Below are 13974 nucleotides of genomic sequence, written 5' to 3'. Positions count from 1 at the left end.
CGTCTCATCATCCCTGCCTTTCGGTTTCGCCGAGGGCCACGACGCGCTTGGCCTGCTCGATCGCGAACTCGAATCCGGCCTCGGGGTCGCGTAGGAGTTGCTCGGTGGCGATCGCGTGCGCGCGTACACGGGGGTCTGTTCGCGTCTGGGCGGCGTGCAGGATCGGCGAGATCACTTCGCCGAGCGCGATGAGCGCCCGGCTGAGGCTGAGTTGGGTCTCCCGTTCGCCGCGGCCGAGTTGTGTCGACAGTGCCGCGGCCAGTTCGGGCTCCTGGCCTTCGGGGACGAGCACGACGGCCGCTCGCCAGGCGCTGCGGGCGACCTCGTCGTCGGTGTCGGACAGCAGAGCTTGGGTGATCGCGGGCCATGCTCGCCGATCCCCGATCTTGGACAGGGTGTGCAGTGCCTGGCTGCGTGCCTGGGCGCGGGGTGAGCGGACCTCGTCGAGGAGTCTGGGGAGGGTCATCGACGAGGGGTGGCGGGTGAGTGCCCAGGTGAGCGTGTCGCGTACCGGGAATTCGTCTTCGATCGCGCATCGTTCGATGAGCTTGTCGATGAAGCGCGGGTCGGGGTTCGTGCCGAGCGCCAGCGCCGCTCGCAGCCGCACCGACGGGTCGTCGTCCTGCAGTGCTTGGAGAGCTGGGATCGGGTTGGTGTCCTGTTTCGGCATGGTCATGGGGCCACCTCCTGGCCCTCAGTGAAGACCTTGTCACTGTGTCAAGGTCAAGCCGGATCATGCCGTGAGGTCGTCAGGGGTCTTCGTCCGCCGGAGTCCGGCATTGGTGGGCTCAGGGGGGCGCAGGGCTCGGGTGCAGAGGGTGAGGCCCTCCATCAGTGTGGTGCGGGTGTGGTCGTCGACGTCGGCGAGCATGTCTTTTTCGATGCGGTCGAGTGCGCGGTCGCAGTGTCGTAGGGCGGCCTGTCCTTCGCGGGTGAGGTGGGTGCGAAGCACCCGGCCGCCGTCGGGGTGTGCGTCGCGGTGGATCAGGCCGCGTTGTTCCAGGTCGCGTACGACCAGGTTCATGGCCTGTGGGGTGACGAAGGCGATGCGGGCGAGTTCGGCCGAGGACAGTCCGGTGCGCATGCGCAGTTCGCTGAGTGCCATGTATTCGGTCGTGGTGACGCCGTAGTGCACGAGTGCCTCGTCGAGTCGGGCGCGGATGCGACGCTCCAGCCGGTAGACCAGGTAGCTCAGGTGAGGTGCCGGTTTGGGCGGTTGGTCGGCTGTGGGGTCGCGGCGTGAGGTCACCGGATGACGATAACGGGCGATGTAAGTTTCGCGCCTCAAATATCAAGCTACTTGATAACAAATCGCTTGATAACCAGCGCAAGCAGCATTTTTCATCGTTTGTGAACCATGATCCGGTACGGGGGAAGCTTGACCGGCTGGCGACGCGCCCCTATACCGGCTGATGTCAGGGCGAGTCGGCGGCGCTGCGGCTCGTGCACCGAGCGAACATCAAGCGAAGGAGAGCCGATGAGGCAATGGAGTGCTGTGCTCGCGGCCGTCAGTGCCGCGATGCTGTACGCCGCCACGATCCTGGTGGGCGGGCAGCCCGCCGCCGCCGCCACACTGACCGAGGTGACGAGTTTCGGTGCCAATCCCGGCAACCTGCGGATGCACCTTTATGTGCCCGACAACGTGCAGGCCAGCCCGGCGATCGTGCTCGCCATGCACGGTTGCGGCGGCTCGGGCCCGGGCTTCTTCTCGGGGTCGGAGTTCCGTTCCCTCGCCGACCAGCGCGGCTTCATCGTCATCTACCCCTCGGCCTCCAAGAAGGGCAACTGCTTCGACTCCTGGTCGGCGGCCTCGCAGGTGCGCAACGGGGGCAGCGACCCGGTCTCGCTGCTGTCGATGATCACCTACACCCGGCAGCGGTACAACGGCGACGCCAACCGTATCTACGTCACCGGCTCCTCGGCCGGTGGCATGGAGACCAACATCATGCTCGGCAACTATCCCGACGTCTTCAAGGCAGGGGCGGCGTTCATGGGGGTGCCGTTCGCCTGCTTCCCGAACGAGGCCGACTACGTTCCCTCGCCCGGCGTGAGCAACTGCGCCTCCGGGCGGATCAGCAAGACGCCCCAGCAGTGGGGAGACCTGGTGCGCGCCGCCTATCCCGGCTACAGCGGTCCCCGGCCGCGCGTCCAGCTCTGGCACGGCACCAACGACAACCTGGTGTACTACGCCACCCACCAGCAGGCGATCGACCAGTGGACCAACGTCTTCGGCCTGAGCCAGACGCCCACCAGCAGCGACACCCCGCAGGCGAACTGGAACCGCCGCCGCTACGCCGACACCTCTGGCACGGTGCAGGTCGAGGCCTACACCATCCAGGGGGCCGGCCACAGCCTGCCGTCGAGTGGGATGGCCGCCGCCGCGATCCAGTTCTTCGGCCTCACCGGCGGGCCGAGCCCGTCGCCGACCCCGACCGCCTCACCGTCTCCCACCCCTACCCCTACCCCCACCCCGACCCCGTCGCCGACTCCGACCCCCGGCCCGGGGGGCGGGTGCAGGGTCACCTACCTTCCCAACACCTGGAACAACGGCTTCACCGCCGATGTCACCGTGACCAACACCGGGTCGGCCCCCGTCAACGGCTGGACCGTGACCTGGACGTGGCCGGGTAACCAGCAGGTCACCAGTGCCTGGAACGCCACGGTGACCCAGTCGGGCTCCCAGGTCAGCGCGCGCAACGTCTCCTACAACGCCACCATCGCCCCGCAGGCCCGCAGCAGTTTCGGGTTCCAGGGCACCTACAGCGGCACGAACTCGGCTCCGGCGGCGTTCGCGCTGAACGGGACCGCCTGCGTCATAGGGTGAGTTCGTCCAGCAGGCCGCCGGCCACCTTCAGCGCGGGCCGTTCGTACTGTTCGGCCCGCGCGCGGAAGACCTGCTCGGCCCGGATCGCCGGCCAGTCGCCGGGCAGGTGCTCGGCCGGCAGGTGAGGGTCCTGGCGGACGAGTTGCAGCCAGTCGGTGTGCAGCACCAGTTGCCGTACGAGATCGTCCGGCGCGTCGGGCAGCGGCCGGGTGAGGTCCCACCTGGTGAGGAAGGCCCGATAGCGCCGGGCGATCTGCTCGATGTCGAAGGCCTTGGCCACCAGGTCGGCGGCCTCGGTGGGTTTGAACGCCCTCGCGGTCAGCACCGTGACGTGATCGTCGACCTCCAGCGACTCCAGCACCCCGCAGACCTCCCTCGCGCCGGGAGCGATCCACAGCCCGCTCTGCAGCGGGCCGAATCCGGCCCAGATGAGCCGGGAGCGCAGGTCGTGGCGGGTGCTGCGGCGGCTGTCGGGCAGGGAGAACCCGACGACCGTCCAGGTGCCGTCCCAGTCGCGGTTCACCGCGCCGGTCTCCCAGATCCGCCGGCGGCCGTCGCGCAGCACCGCCTCGGCGTGCGGGGTGAGCCCGACATAGACCCTGCGCCCCACCCGGTAGCGGATCAGCAGGTCGCGTTTGACCATGCGGGCGAGCGTGGAGCGGACGGCCTCCTCCGAAACGCCGAGGCGGGCGAACACCTCGATGATGCTGCCCGTGGAGATGGCGGTGCCGCGGTCCAGGGCGTGGATGCCGAGGAAGCTGAAAATCAGGGACTGCGGGCGCGCGGACGGCGCCGCCGGTTCGTCTTCGCCGCCGATGCTCACACCGAAAGCGTAGACGGGCCAGATGTCAGGCACATAATTGACGGAAGTCAAATATGTGCACAAGGAGAGTTTATGAACGTCGACGAACTGGTCGCCATCGACGTGCACACGCACGCGGAGGTCTCCGCGGACGGGCACGCCTCGCTCGGCGAGGAGCTGGCCGCAGCCTCGGCGAAGTACTTCAAGGGGCGCTCTCGGCCCACCGTCGCCGAGATGGCCGCCTACTACCGTGAGCGCAGGATGGCGGCGGTGGTGTTCACCGTCGACGCCGAGCACGCCACCGGGCATCGGCGCATCTCGAACGAGGAGGTCGCGGCGAGTTGCGCCGCCCACGCCGACGTGCTGATCCCCTTCGCCAGCGTCGATCCGTGGAAGGGCAGGGCCGGGGTCCGCGAGGCGCGTCGGCTGGTGGCCGAGCACGGGGTGCGCGGCTTCAAGTTCCATCCGAGTGTCCAGGGCATCGCGCCCGACGACCGGGTGGCCTACCCGCTTTACGAGGCGATCGAGGAGATGGGGGTGCCGGCGCTGTTTCACACCGGGCAGACCGGTATCGGTGCCGGTCTGCCCGGCGGGGGCGGGATCCGGCTGAAGTACTCCAACCCCATGCTGGTTGACGACGTCGCCGTGGACTTCCCCGAGTTGCGGATCATCCTGGCCCATCCGTCCTTTCCCTGGCAGGACGAGGCTCTGGCGGTGGCCACGCACAAGCCGCACGTCTACATCGACCTGTCGGGGTGGTCGCCGAAGTACTTTCCGCCGCAGCTCGTCCGGTACGCCAACACGCTGCTGAAGGACAAGGTGCTCTTCGGATCCGACTACCCGATGATCACGCCGGACCGGTGGCTCGCCGACTTCGACGCCCTCGACATCAAGCCCGAGGTCCGCCCGAAGATCCTCAAGGACAACGCCGTGCGCCTGCTCGGGCTCGGCACCGTTTAATGCTGGGCAAAGGATTGACGTCCGTCACAAAAATGCCTAACCTCCGGGCAAGCAAGCGCAGTAGCTCGCTCTCGGACTGAGGAGCTCAGTCATGACGAACCCGTCGGTCTTTCCCCCCAACCAGGTTCAGCTACGCCGCGCGGTGGCCTCCAGCTTCCTGGGCAGCGTGATCGAGTACTACGACTTCCTGCTGTACGCCACGGCCTCGGCGGTGGTCTTCAGCAAGATCTTCTTCTCCTCGCTCGACCCGCTCACGGCCACGGTCGCCAGTTTCGGCACCTTCGCCACGGGGTACCTCGCCAGGCCGCTCGGCGGAGTGATCTTCGGCCACTTCGGCGACCGGCTCGGCCGCAAGCGCATGCTGGTCTTGACCATGACCCTGATGGGTGTCGCCAGCTTCCTCATCGGCGTGCTGCCCACCTACGAGCAGATCGGCGCCCTGGCCCCCATCACCCTGGTCCTCCTTCGCGTCCTGCAGGGCGTGGCCATCGGCGGCGAATGGGGAGGCGCCGTACTGATGTCGGCGGAACACGCCAGCAGCCGCCGCGGCCTGTGGGCGAGCTTCACCAACGCCGGCGCCCCGTTCGGCATGGTGCTGTCCACCGGCGTGCTCAGCGGCACCGCGGCCGTCGTGGGCGAGCAGGCCTTCCTGAGCTGGGGCTGGCGGGTGCCGTTCCTGCTCAGCATCCTCCTGCTGGGAGTCGGCCTGTTTGTCCGGCTGCGGGTGGAGGAGACGCCGGTGTTCGAGGCGGCCGGCGTCGGCGGCCGCGCCACCCGGATGCCGCTGCTGGAGGTGTTGCGCAACCACCCCAGGACCCTGCTTCTGGGGGTGGGGGTCGGCCTGTCGGCGTTCGTGGCCCAGGGCACGCTGACCACCTATCTCATCGCCTACGGCGTCCGGACCGGTTTCACCCGCCAGGCCGTGCTGAACGGCCTCACGCTCTCCTCCGCGCTCGCCGTGGTGAGCATCATCGCCTGGTCGGCGCTCTCGGACCGGGTCGGACGCCGCCCGATCGTGCTGGCGGGCGCGCTGCTCATGGCCGGGTTCGGCTTCGCGCTGTTCCCGATGGTGAACGCCGGCAGCGTCGCGCTGCTCGTCATCGCGCTGGTGCTGGGCCAGGCGCTCATCCACCCGATGATGTACGGCCCGCTGGGGGCGCTGTACGCCGAGTTGTTCCCCACCAGGAACCGCTACACCGGCGCCTCGCTCGGCTACCAGCTCGCCGGACTCGGCGCCGGCCTGGGCCCGCTGCTGTTCGCCCAGCTGGACGCCTCCTCCGGGGGCGGCAGCACGACGACGATCTCGGTGATCATCGCTGTCTGCTGCCTGCTGACCGTGGTCTGCGTGCTGGCCCTGCGGGAGACCAGCGGCGACGACCTCACCTCCGGCGCCCCGGCGATCCGTGCCGCCACCGATGCGTAACGCCGGGCTCGGCGGCTGGCCCGCCCGCCGAGCCCAGATGAGTCCTCAGCGCACCGCGTTCGTCTTCGCGGGCCGATCGGTCAGCTACGCCGACGTCCACCAGCGGGCGACCCGCCTGGCCTCACGGATGCGCCAGGCGGGGATCGGGGCGGGGGAGCGGGTCGCCTACCTCGGCCCCAACCACGTCGCCTTCGCCGAGACCATGTTCGCCACCCACATGCTGGGGGCCGTCTTCGTCCCGCTGAACTTCCGGCTGACCGCGCCCGAGATCGGCTACATGCTTGGCCACTCGGGCGCCGCACTGCTGGTGTACGACCCCGGCTGCGCGCAGACCGTACACGCCCTGTCCGGACCGTACACGCTCGTGGCCCTGGAATCGCCCGCGCCGGGGGAGCACGACTTCGAGACCTGGGTGGCGCGGGGCGATCCCGGCCCCATCGACGTGCCGGTGGCGCTCGACGACCTCGCCCTCATCCTCTACACCTCCGGCACGACCGGCGCTCCCAAGGGGGCGATGCTCAGCCACGCCAACCTGGTGTGGAACTGCTTCAACATGATGGTCGGCGTGGATGTGACGAGTTCGGAGGTGACGCTGATCAGCGCGCCGCTCTTCCACGTCGCGGCGCTGAACCAGACGCTGCTGCCGACCTTCCTCAAGGGCGGCACCTCGGTGATCATGCCGTCCTGGGACACGGAGGTGTGCTACGACCTCATCGAGGAACACCGGGTGACGTGGATGTTCGGCGTCACCACGATGTTCGCCGACTTCGCCAGGTCGCCGCGCTGGGCCGAGGCCGACCTGTCGTCGCTGCGCACCCTCATGGCCGGCGGCGCGGCCATCCCCGTGGCGCTGATCCGCACCTACCAGGAAAGAGGCCTGGTCTTCTGCCAGGGCTACGGACTGACCGAGACCGCCCCCGGCGCGACCTTCCTGGAGGCGGGCGAGAGCGTGCGCAAGGTGGGCTCGGCCGGGGTGCCGGTCTTCTTCTCCAGGGTGCGGGTGGCGCGCCCCGACCTCACGACGGCACCGGCCGGGGAGCCGGGCGAGGTGCTCATCCAGGGGCCGAACGTCACCCCCGGCTACTGGCGGGACCCGCAGGCCAGTGCCGCCGCGCTGACCGAGGACGGCTGGTTCCGCTCCGGCGACATCGCGATCATGGATGAGGAGGGTCATCTGAGCGTCGTCGACCGCATCAAGGACATGTACATCTCCGGCGGGGAGAACGTCTACCCGGCGGAGGTCGAAGAGGTGCTCTTCGCGCATCCGGCCGTGGCGGAGGCCGCCGTGGTGGGGATGGCGGACCAGAGGTGGGGCGAGGTGGGCCGCGCTTTCGTCGTGCTGCGTCCCGGCGCCGGCGTCACCCCCGGCGAACTGACGGACTTCCTGCGTTCCCGGCTCGCCAAGTACAAGATCCCCGTTCGTTTCGAGATCGTCGACGTGCTGCCGAAGACGGGCTCGGGCAAGATCCGCAAATCGGAGCTCCGCGACCGCCCCCTGCCTGAATGAGTCGATGACGCGCAGCTGCGGTTCGACGTGCTGATGGCGACGTGCTGATGGCGACGAAGCCGCTGTCACGGGCGGGCCGTAACGTGAAGCTGAAGATGCCGCCCAAGCTCCGCAAGGCTGCCGGCGACTTGGCGGCCGCGGTGACGGTCGTCGAGGCGATGAAGGACCTGCCCCGCGAACCTTCACGGCTGCGCTCTAACCTCCGGCCCCGCGGTAGCGCGTCCAGCCCTCATCGAGGAGTCGGAATCCTGCGTCGATGGTCTGTTCTGGATCGGCCTCGCGGGTGGCGCTGAGCTGGATGTGCAGGGCGAACCGGACGTAGAAGCGGATCTCGTCGCTCGGCTCGGAGAGCCCGAACTCCTCGGTGATCCTGGCGACGAGGGCGTCTTCGTGGCGGAACCACATTTTCTCCGCGTAGTCCACCAGGGCCGGTGTCCGCTCCATGAGGGCGAGGATCTGGCGCTGGGGCTCGGATGTGAGTGCGGCGATTTCGAGGAGGTAGTGGGCTTTCAGCGCGTCGGAGATCGTGGTACCGGGCGCCCGGGTGCTGACCGCGGCCAAGAGGTGTTCATGTCGGTCGTCCTCGTCGCTGAAGACGAGTGCCTCCTTGTGGGGGAAGTGCGTGAAGACCGTCTTGGGTGACACGTCCGCCTTGTCGGCGATCTCGCGAACAGTGACCGCGTCGAAGCCGCGTTGCAGGAAGAGCGTCGTTGCCGCGTCCAGGATCGCCGCCCGCGTTGCAGCCTTCTTACGCTCTCGTCGCCCCACGGGTGTTCCATTCACCATGGCTCGATCTTACTGGCACCGGCCTCTAAGTATATTGACAATAAAGGTAGTCTCGATGTACTTAGTGTGTGAGTGAAGTCAGATTGGCGGCGGAAGACGATGCGGACGGCAGGACCGAACCGATGAGAACCTCCACCGCCCCTGGTGCCGGCGCCGCAGCAACGCCTGAAAGGACTACAACCATGACCGGGTACACCGACTCGCGTTCCAGCATCGAGCAAAGAGAGCCCGGGAACGACTCGCAACCTGACACGCCCGGCCCCGATGTGCTTCGGCTTTCGCAGCGACGAGCCGCAGGAGCGTTGCTCATCGCCGGCCCTGTGATCTTCCTGCTCGCGGAGTTCGTCGCTGCCACAGCATGGACAGATCCGCCTTACAGCTACACGTACCACTTCATCAGTAATCTCGGAGTCCACGGGCCTTCGACGCTATTCGGGCAGTACATGTACTCACCTCTTGCCTGGGTGATGAACACCGGTTTCATCCTGTTCGGGATCACGATCCTCGCCGGTATCGTGCTGCTGCGCGGCCTGTCGGGTTGGCGCCGCTGGGCAACGCTCGTGCCCGCGACACTGCTGGCCGCCGGTGGCGTTCTGCTCGGCTTGTTCCCGGGATCCGGCGAGGCTCTGGAGAACGGCACCGGCGGCTACCACAGCATGGGAGCCTTCGCGGGCTTTATGGGCGCGAACACACTCGCGGTCGTGCTCGGGAGGATGCGCCGGCGTGTCGGGTTCTCGCCCGGAGTCGGGAGGGCGCTGGTCACGACCGGAGTGGTCGGCCTGCTCTCGACGACGGTCTACCTCCTGATGATCATCTCTTCCGCCGGCGACTCCGCGATCGGCGTCATCGGCCTCATCGAACGCGGTGCCACCCATCCGTTCCTGATCGGGCTCCTCTGCGCGGGAGCATCGATCTGGACTCGCCGAACCCTCGACATGCTGAACGCGCACCCCATCACTGAGGTCAGGGCCGGTTGACGCCGAGCCCCGCGATCACCACCAGCCGCTGGGCACTTCGCTGGGGTCCGTGCGCGGCTACCGGCGTCGTCGACGCTGCCGTCGCCGGTGTGGGAGATGCTCACCGGCAGATCGACTCCGGGAAATCCCCCGATCACAGGTTGCACAGCCCTTTGCCCAGCGTGGTGAGTCCGCCGGCCAGCGCGAGCAGCAGCACCACCAGCCGGGCCGGTCTTTCCGGGACCCGCCGCGCCAGTGCCGCGCCGATCGCCGAGCCCGCCGCGATGGAGGCCGCGACCAGCAGCCAGACCGGCGCGGGCAGCTGCGGCACGCCCTTGGCCGTCACGGAGAAGACATTCACCACCACCCCGTAGAACTGGGCGTTCGGCACGAACTCCCGTACCGTCCAGCCCGCGTTCACCGCGTACAGGGAGACCGCGGGGCCGCCCACCCCGGCGGAGGAGTTCATGAACCCGCTCGCGGCCCCGGCGGCCACCGCGCCTTTGACGCCGCGCAGGGCCGGCACCCGGGCACCCCACATCACCAGCGCCACGGCCACGCTCACCAGCACCCCCATCCCGGCCAGCAGCACCGGCTCGGGCAGGCGGGCGGCCACCCAGGCCCCGGCCGGTACCGTGCAGGCGGCCGCGGCGACCAGCGGGACCATCGCGACCAGGCGCACCTGGCGCCAGGTGCCGGCGAGCCCGACCGCGCTGATGGCGCCGGCCGCGCAGTTGGCGAGCACCACGCCCTCGGCCGGGCCCAGCAGCAGCACCAGGGCGGGCACCGACACGAGCGCGAACCCGATTCCCGCCAGCCGCTGCACCGAGGCTCCCAGCACCATGATCACGCCCAGTACGAGGACGACCCCCCACTCACTCGCCACGGACGGCTCCTCGCGGATGCTTTTCACCGGTGATTCGCTACAGCCTTCCCCCGCGCGGCCAGAGTGATCAACAGCTTTTCCCCGCCCTCGGCCGGCCCCGGCGCGATCCGGGCGCCGCTCACCCCCGCTGGTGGTGTGCGAGCAGCTGGGTGAGCAGGCGGGTCAGGGCCTGCCGGTCCTCGGCCGCGAGCGGTCCGAGCAGCTCCTCCTGCGCCTTGTCGAGCGCCCGGTCCAGGCGCCGCAGCTGCCGATCACCGGCCGGGGTGAGGGTCACCAGGTTGCGCCTTCGGTCCTCGGGGTCCGGCGTCCGCTCGACCAGGCCCTGCCCGGCCAGCTCGTTGATCGCCGCCACGACGTCACTGCGGTCCATGTTGCACCGGCGGCCGAGCTCGGCCTGACTGGCCACCCCGAACTCCTCCAGCGCGGCCAGGATCCGGTAGTGGTATCCCCGCGCCCCCACCTGCCCGAAGCCGTCGGAGGCCAGGCGGTGGGCGTGCACCGCCAGCTGGGTGAGCAGCCAACTCGGCTTCGCGGTCAGACGTGCGGGTGTTTTTTCCACATCAGCCACCATACATCGTTGGTATGACCAATAAATCTGTATATAGTGGGCGTCGCCAACGTTGGTGGAGCCAACGGAAACGGTGCGGGCCGTGACCGCCTGACCACGCGAGCACCGAGCACCTTCGGGCGCGCCATGGACACCCGCGCGAGCGTGGTTCCGAAACCGGCACCCGCTGCCCCCGTCGCCGTCCGCACCGACCTCATCGACACCGGCTCGTCCGAACATCCGGGCGCCGGACGAATCCCCTGGAGCCAAGACCATGATCAAGCCGTTCCGCATCGAGATCCCCCAGGCGGACCTCGACGACCTCGCCGACCGGCTCTCGCGCACCCGCTGGCCCAACGAGATCACCGGCGCCGGATGGGACTACGGCTTCCCGCTGGCGCGGCTGAAGGAGCTCGCCGAACACTGGCGCACCGGCTACGACTGGCGGGCGCACGAGGCCAGGCTGAACGAGCTCGCGCACTTCACCACCGAGATCGACGGGCAGAACATCCACTTCGTCCACGTCCGCTCTCCAAGACCGGACGCACTCGCGCTCGTCCTCACCCACGGCTGGCCAGGGTCGTTCCTGGAGTTCCTCGACGTGATCGAGCCCCTGTCGCGCGACTTCCACCTGGTGATCCCCTCCATCCCGGGCTTCGGTTTTTCCGGGCCGACCCACGAGCGCGGCTGGGACATCGTCCGGGTCGCTCGAGCCTGGGCCGAGCTGATGCGCCGTCTGGGGTATGAGCGCTACGGCGCGCACGGCGGCGACTTCGGCTCGGGCATCTCGTTGGCGCTCGGCGCGGTGGCCCCCGAGCAGGTCGCCGGGGTGCACGTCAACTACCTGCCGACCCGGCCGGACCCCGACGCCGGCCTCGAGCTGTCGCGAACCGACGAGGCCCGGCTGGAGAAGGTCAGGCGGCTGATGGCGAACCGCCCGCCGTACCAGGCTCTGCAGGCCACCACCCCGCAGACCCTCGGATACGCGCTCACCGACTCGCCGGTCGGCCAGCTGGCCTGGATCGCCGAGCGCTTCGCGCAGTGGACGGACCCGCGCTCGCAGATCGACGACGAGCGGATGCTCACCGACATCTCGCTGTACTGGCTGACCGCCACCGCGGCCTCCTCGGCGCGGCTGGCACGTGAGGCTCCGCGGCGGGTCGAGCCGTGCCCGGTACCGGTCGGCGTGGCGGTGTTCGCGCACGACATCACGCAGTCGGTGCGGCCGCTGGCCGAGCGGCTGTACGACATCAGGCACTGGTCGGAGTTCGAGCGCGGCGGCCACTTCGCCGCGATGGAGGTGCCGGAGCTGCTCGCCGGGGACGTCCGGGACTTCTTCCTCCCTCATATCGAGCAGGAGGGGCCGACGAGCCGAGTCCGGCGTCACACCCCTTGAATGTTCCGGGTCGCGATCGCGTCATTTCGCGAGCGGAAAGGTGGCCGGATCGCTCCGGGCGCGGCGATCGGAGGGTGCGGGCCTCCCGCGGCCACGGCGGGAGGCCCCGAACGGGGGAACGACAAGCTCGGACGCGGGCCACGAGCTCGCCTCGCGGGTGTCCGCACTCGGCGCACGCGTGCGCCTCCGCGATCCGTCCGATCGCGGTCACCGATGCCGGACCGGTAGCGGCGACCTCAGGTGCGAGCGGGCGTGATGACTCCGAACCACCGCCGCAAGGCCGCCTGGAGTGCCGCGATCTCCGTTGGATCGGGCCGGGGTGACGTGGACGCCCAGGCCACGTAGCAGTCCGGTCGAAGGAGCAGGGCGGTGGGCGCGGCGGCCTGGGAGCGCGCCGTGACGATATCGACCTGGTTGTGCCGCAGGGCGAGGGTCTTCGCCAGTGACGCCTCCTCGGTCAGGTCGAGCAGCAAGGGGCGTGCGGTCCTGGTCAGCTCGGCCAGCCGGACCGGACCGGCCGGGGTGTGCAGGTCCAGGTCCGGGGCGAACCGGCCGGTCAGCGGATGCGCCTCGCCCGCGCCCATGTCGTAGCGGACGTCGGCGCCCGCGGTGAGCTCGGCCAGGCGCCGCACGGTGTCCGGGTCGCGGAGCAGTTCGGCGAACACCTCGCGCAGTCCGGTGACATCGTCGCCGGGGGCGATCAGGGCCGCCTGTGCCTGCGCGTTCAGCACCATGCGCCGGGCGGCCGATCGCCGCTCCGTCTCGTAGGTGTCCAGCAGCCCGGACGGGGCTCCTGCCCGGATCTCGGCGGCGAGTTTCCAGCCGAGATTGACCGCGTCCTGCAGGCCGAGGTTGAGCCCTGGACCGCCCCCCGTGGCGGCGTACACATGAGCGGCGTCACCGATCAGGAACACCCGGCCGTCGGCGAACCGTTCGGCGACCCGGGTGTTACCGCCACTCAGCCGGCGCAGCACGTGCGGTCCCTGGCCGTCGGGCGGGCCGAGCGGCACCTCGACGCCGAGCACGCGGCGGACGCTCGCCCGTAACTCCTCCAGGCTCATCAACGCGTCGGTCGCGGGCTGGTCCCACTCCGTGGTGCTGACCAGCGGCGGGTGGCCGGGCATCGGCGCGTAGGAGAACCCCCCGTGCTCGGTGCGGTGGGGCAGGAACGGCGAAACGACACCGTAGCCGGGCACGTTCAGCGCACCGGTCGCAGGATCGACCCGGTCCGCCGGGACCGTCACATGCGCCGAGCGCACGGTCATCCGGTCGTAGGTGACTCCGGGGAATCCGATGCCGGAGAGTTTGCGGGTGACGCTGTGGGCTCCATCGGCGCCGACAAGGTACCGGGCCCGCAGGTGGTAGGCCCCGCCCGGGCTCGCGACGTCGACGGTGACCGCCTCGTCGTCCTGCGACAGGCCCACGACCTCATGTCCGCGCCGGATCTCCACGCCCAGCTCGACGGCGCGCTCCTGCAGAACCTGCACGATGCGCCGCTGCGGCACCGGCAGGGCGTAGACGGGGCTGTCGTTCAGCAGACTCAGGTCCAGGCCCATCGCGCCGAACATGAAGTAGGCGGAGTTCGGCCGCGGCGGCTCCGGGCTGCCACTGAGACGTTCGCAGAGCCCCCGGCGGTCGAGCAGCTTGACGACCTGGCCGAGCAGCCCGTTCGCCTTCGGTTCCTCGCTCGGCTCCGGCAGCCGCTCCAGCACGAGTGGCCGGACCCCCGCCAGGCTCAGCTCGCAGGCCAGCATCAGCCCGTTCGGGCCGCCGCCGACGATGACGACATCTGTGATCATGTGCGTTCCCTTGTTCGCCCGAGGTGAGAGGACGCCCAGGCTAGGAAAAAAGTTGCGTGTAGGCAAGTTTGCGTACGCGCATTGAATC

13 protein-coding genes are annotated in these 13974 nt (G+C 69.3%); 6 read left to right on the top strand and 7 right to left on the bottom strand.

Going from position 1 to position 13974, the window contains the following annotated elements; all coding sequences use genetic code 11:
- Positions 1–7: 7 nt before the first annotated feature.
- Positions 8–676 carry a HEAT repeat domain-containing protein gene (locus tag ACFY3D_RS34400; RefSeq protein WP_389987526.1) on the bottom strand — a complete coding sequence of 223 codons (669 nt, stop codon included), beginning with the start codon at positions 674–676 and terminating at the stop codon, positions 8–10.
- Positions 677–733: 57 nt separating this feature from the next.
- Positions 734–1249 (bottom strand): MarR family transcriptional regulator, encoded by a 516-nt coding sequence (locus ACFY3D_RS34395; protein ID WP_350949604.1) that lies wholly within the window; start codon positions 1247–1249, stop codon positions 734–736.
- Positions 1250–1477: 228 nt separating this feature from the next.
- Between ACFY3D_RS34395 and ACFY3D_RS34390 the strand changes: the two genes are divergently transcribed.
- The gene (locus ACFY3D_RS34390; protein WP_389987523.1) at positions 1478–2824 is read left to right on the top strand and encodes a PHB depolymerase family esterase; all 1347 of its coding nucleotides are present in this window, start codon (positions 1478–1480) and stop codon (positions 2822–2824) included.
- On the opposite strand, the gene ACFY3D_RS34385 is transcribed toward ACFY3D_RS34390, so the two are convergent.
- On the bottom strand, positions 2814–3647 hold the full coding sequence (locus ACFY3D_RS34385) for a PaaX family transcriptional regulator C-terminal domain-containing protein (protein ID WP_389987520.1): 834 nt from the start codon (positions 3645–3647) through the stop codon (positions 2814–2816). The genes ACFY3D_RS34390 and ACFY3D_RS34385 overlap by 11 nt on opposite strands.
- Positions 3648–3719: 72 nt before the next feature.
- Between ACFY3D_RS34385 and ACFY3D_RS34380 the strand changes: the two genes are divergently transcribed.
- The 3 genes from ACFY3D_RS34380 to ACFY3D_RS34370 all read left to right on the top strand — a co-directional run bounded on the left by ACFY3D_RS34380 (position 3720) and on the right by ACFY3D_RS34370 (position 7516).
- Positions 3720–4586, top strand: coding sequence for an amidohydrolase family protein (locus ACFY3D_RS34380; protein ID WP_389987517.1), 867 nt, complete (start codon positions 3720–3722; stop codon positions 4584–4586).
- 91 nt (positions 4587–4677) lie between these two features.
- The gene (locus ACFY3D_RS34375) at positions 4678–6009 is read left to right on the top strand and encodes an MFS transporter (protein ID WP_389987512.1); all 1332 of its coding nucleotides are present in this window, start codon (positions 4678–4680) and stop codon (positions 6007–6009) included.
- Between the two features lie 37 nt (positions 6010–6046).
- Entirely contained in the window at positions 6047–7516 is a 1470-nt protein-coding gene (locus tag ACFY3D_RS34370; protein WP_389987509.1) for a long-chain fatty acid--CoA ligase, read from the top strand.
- A gap of 195 nt (positions 7517–7711) precedes the next feature.
- Here the strand turns inward: ACFY3D_RS34370 and ACFY3D_RS34365 are convergent, their stop codons facing one another.
- Positions 7712–8284 carry a TetR/AcrR family transcriptional regulator gene (locus ACFY3D_RS34365; protein ID WP_389987506.1) on the bottom strand — a complete coding sequence of 191 codons (573 nt, stop codon included), beginning with the start codon at positions 8282–8284 and terminating at the stop codon, positions 7712–7714.
- A gap of 200 nt (positions 8285–8484) precedes the next feature.
- On the opposite strand from ACFY3D_RS34365, the gene ACFY3D_RS34360 reads away from it, so the two are divergent.
- Positions 8485–9279, top strand: a complete 795-nt coding sequence (locus ACFY3D_RS34360) for a DUF998 domain-containing protein (RefSeq protein WP_389987503.1) — start codon at positions 8485–8487, stop codon at positions 9277–9279.
- Between the two features lie 133 nt (positions 9280–9412).
- Here ACFY3D_RS34360 and ACFY3D_RS34355 read toward each other — a convergent pair whose 3' ends face one another.
- The gene (locus ACFY3D_RS34355; RefSeq protein ID WP_389987500.1) at positions 9413–10144 is read right to left on the bottom strand and encodes a TSUP family transporter; all 732 of its coding nucleotides are present in this window, start codon (positions 10142–10144) and stop codon (positions 9413–9415) included.
- 118 nt (positions 10145–10262) lie between these two features.
- Positions 10263–10703: a MarR family winged helix-turn-helix transcriptional regulator gene (locus ACFY3D_RS34350; RefSeq protein WP_389987497.1), complete on the bottom strand. Its 441-nt coding sequence runs from the start codon at positions 10701–10703 to the stop codon at positions 10263–10265.
- 262 nt (positions 10704–10965) lie between these two features.
- On the opposite strand from ACFY3D_RS34350, the gene ACFY3D_RS34345 reads away from it, so the two are divergent.
- Complete coding sequence (locus ACFY3D_RS34345; protein ID WP_389987493.1) at positions 10966–12087, top strand: epoxide hydrolase family protein; 1122 nt, start codon at positions 10966–10968, stop codon at positions 12085–12087.
- A gap of 236 nt (positions 12088–12323) precedes the next feature.
- Here the strand turns inward: ACFY3D_RS34345 and ACFY3D_RS34340 are convergent, their stop codons facing one another.
- Complete coding sequence (locus tag ACFY3D_RS34340; RefSeq protein ID WP_389987490.1) at positions 12324–13886, bottom strand: FAD-dependent oxidoreductase; 1563 nt, start codon at positions 13884–13886, stop codon at positions 12324–12326.
- Positions 13887–13974: the final 88 nt, after the last annotated feature.

The organism is Streptosporangium sp. NPDC000509 (assembly GCF_042898365.1).
In the GTDB taxonomy this organism is placed as follows: Bacteria; Actinomycetota; Actinomycetes; order Streptosporangiales; family Streptosporangiaceae; genus Streptosporangium.
The sequence above is the reverse complement of the archived record's forward strand: the minus strand, read 5'-3'. Positions and strand labels throughout refer to the sequence as shown.

Bases quoted from the DNA above. Each gene is read 5' to 3' on its own strand.
- ACFY3D_RS34390 (WP_389987523.1), top strand. From the start codon at position 1,478: ATGAGGCAATGGAGTGCTGTGCTCGCGGCCGTCAGTGCCGCGATGCTG.
- ACFY3D_RS34340 (WP_389987490.1), bottom strand. From the start codon at position 13,886: ATGATCACAGATGTCGTCATCGTCGGCGGCGGCCCGAACGGGCTGATG.
- ACFY3D_RS34360 (WP_389987503.1), top strand. From the start codon at position 8,485: ATGACCGGGTACACCGACTCGCGTTCCAGCATCGAGCAAAGAGAGCCC.
- ACFY3D_RS34345 (WP_389987493.1), top strand. From the start codon at position 10,966: ATGATCAAGCCGTTCCGCATCGAGATCCCCCAGGCGGACCTCGACGAC.
- ACFY3D_RS34400 (WP_389987526.1), bottom strand. From the start codon at position 676: ATGACCATGCCGAAACAGGACACCAACCCGATCCCAGCTCTCCAAGCA.
- ACFY3D_RS34375 (WP_389987512.1), top strand. From the start codon at position 4,678: ATGACGAACCCGTCGGTCTTTCCCCCCAACCAGGTTCAGCTACGCCGC.
- ACFY3D_RS34370 (WP_389987509.1), top strand. From the start codon at position 6,047: ATGAGTCCTCAGCGCACCGCGTTCGTCTTCGCGGGCCGATCGGTCAGC.
- ACFY3D_RS34380 (WP_389987517.1), top strand. From the start codon at position 3,720: ATGAACGTCGACGAACTGGTCGCCATCGACGTGCACACGCACGCGGAG.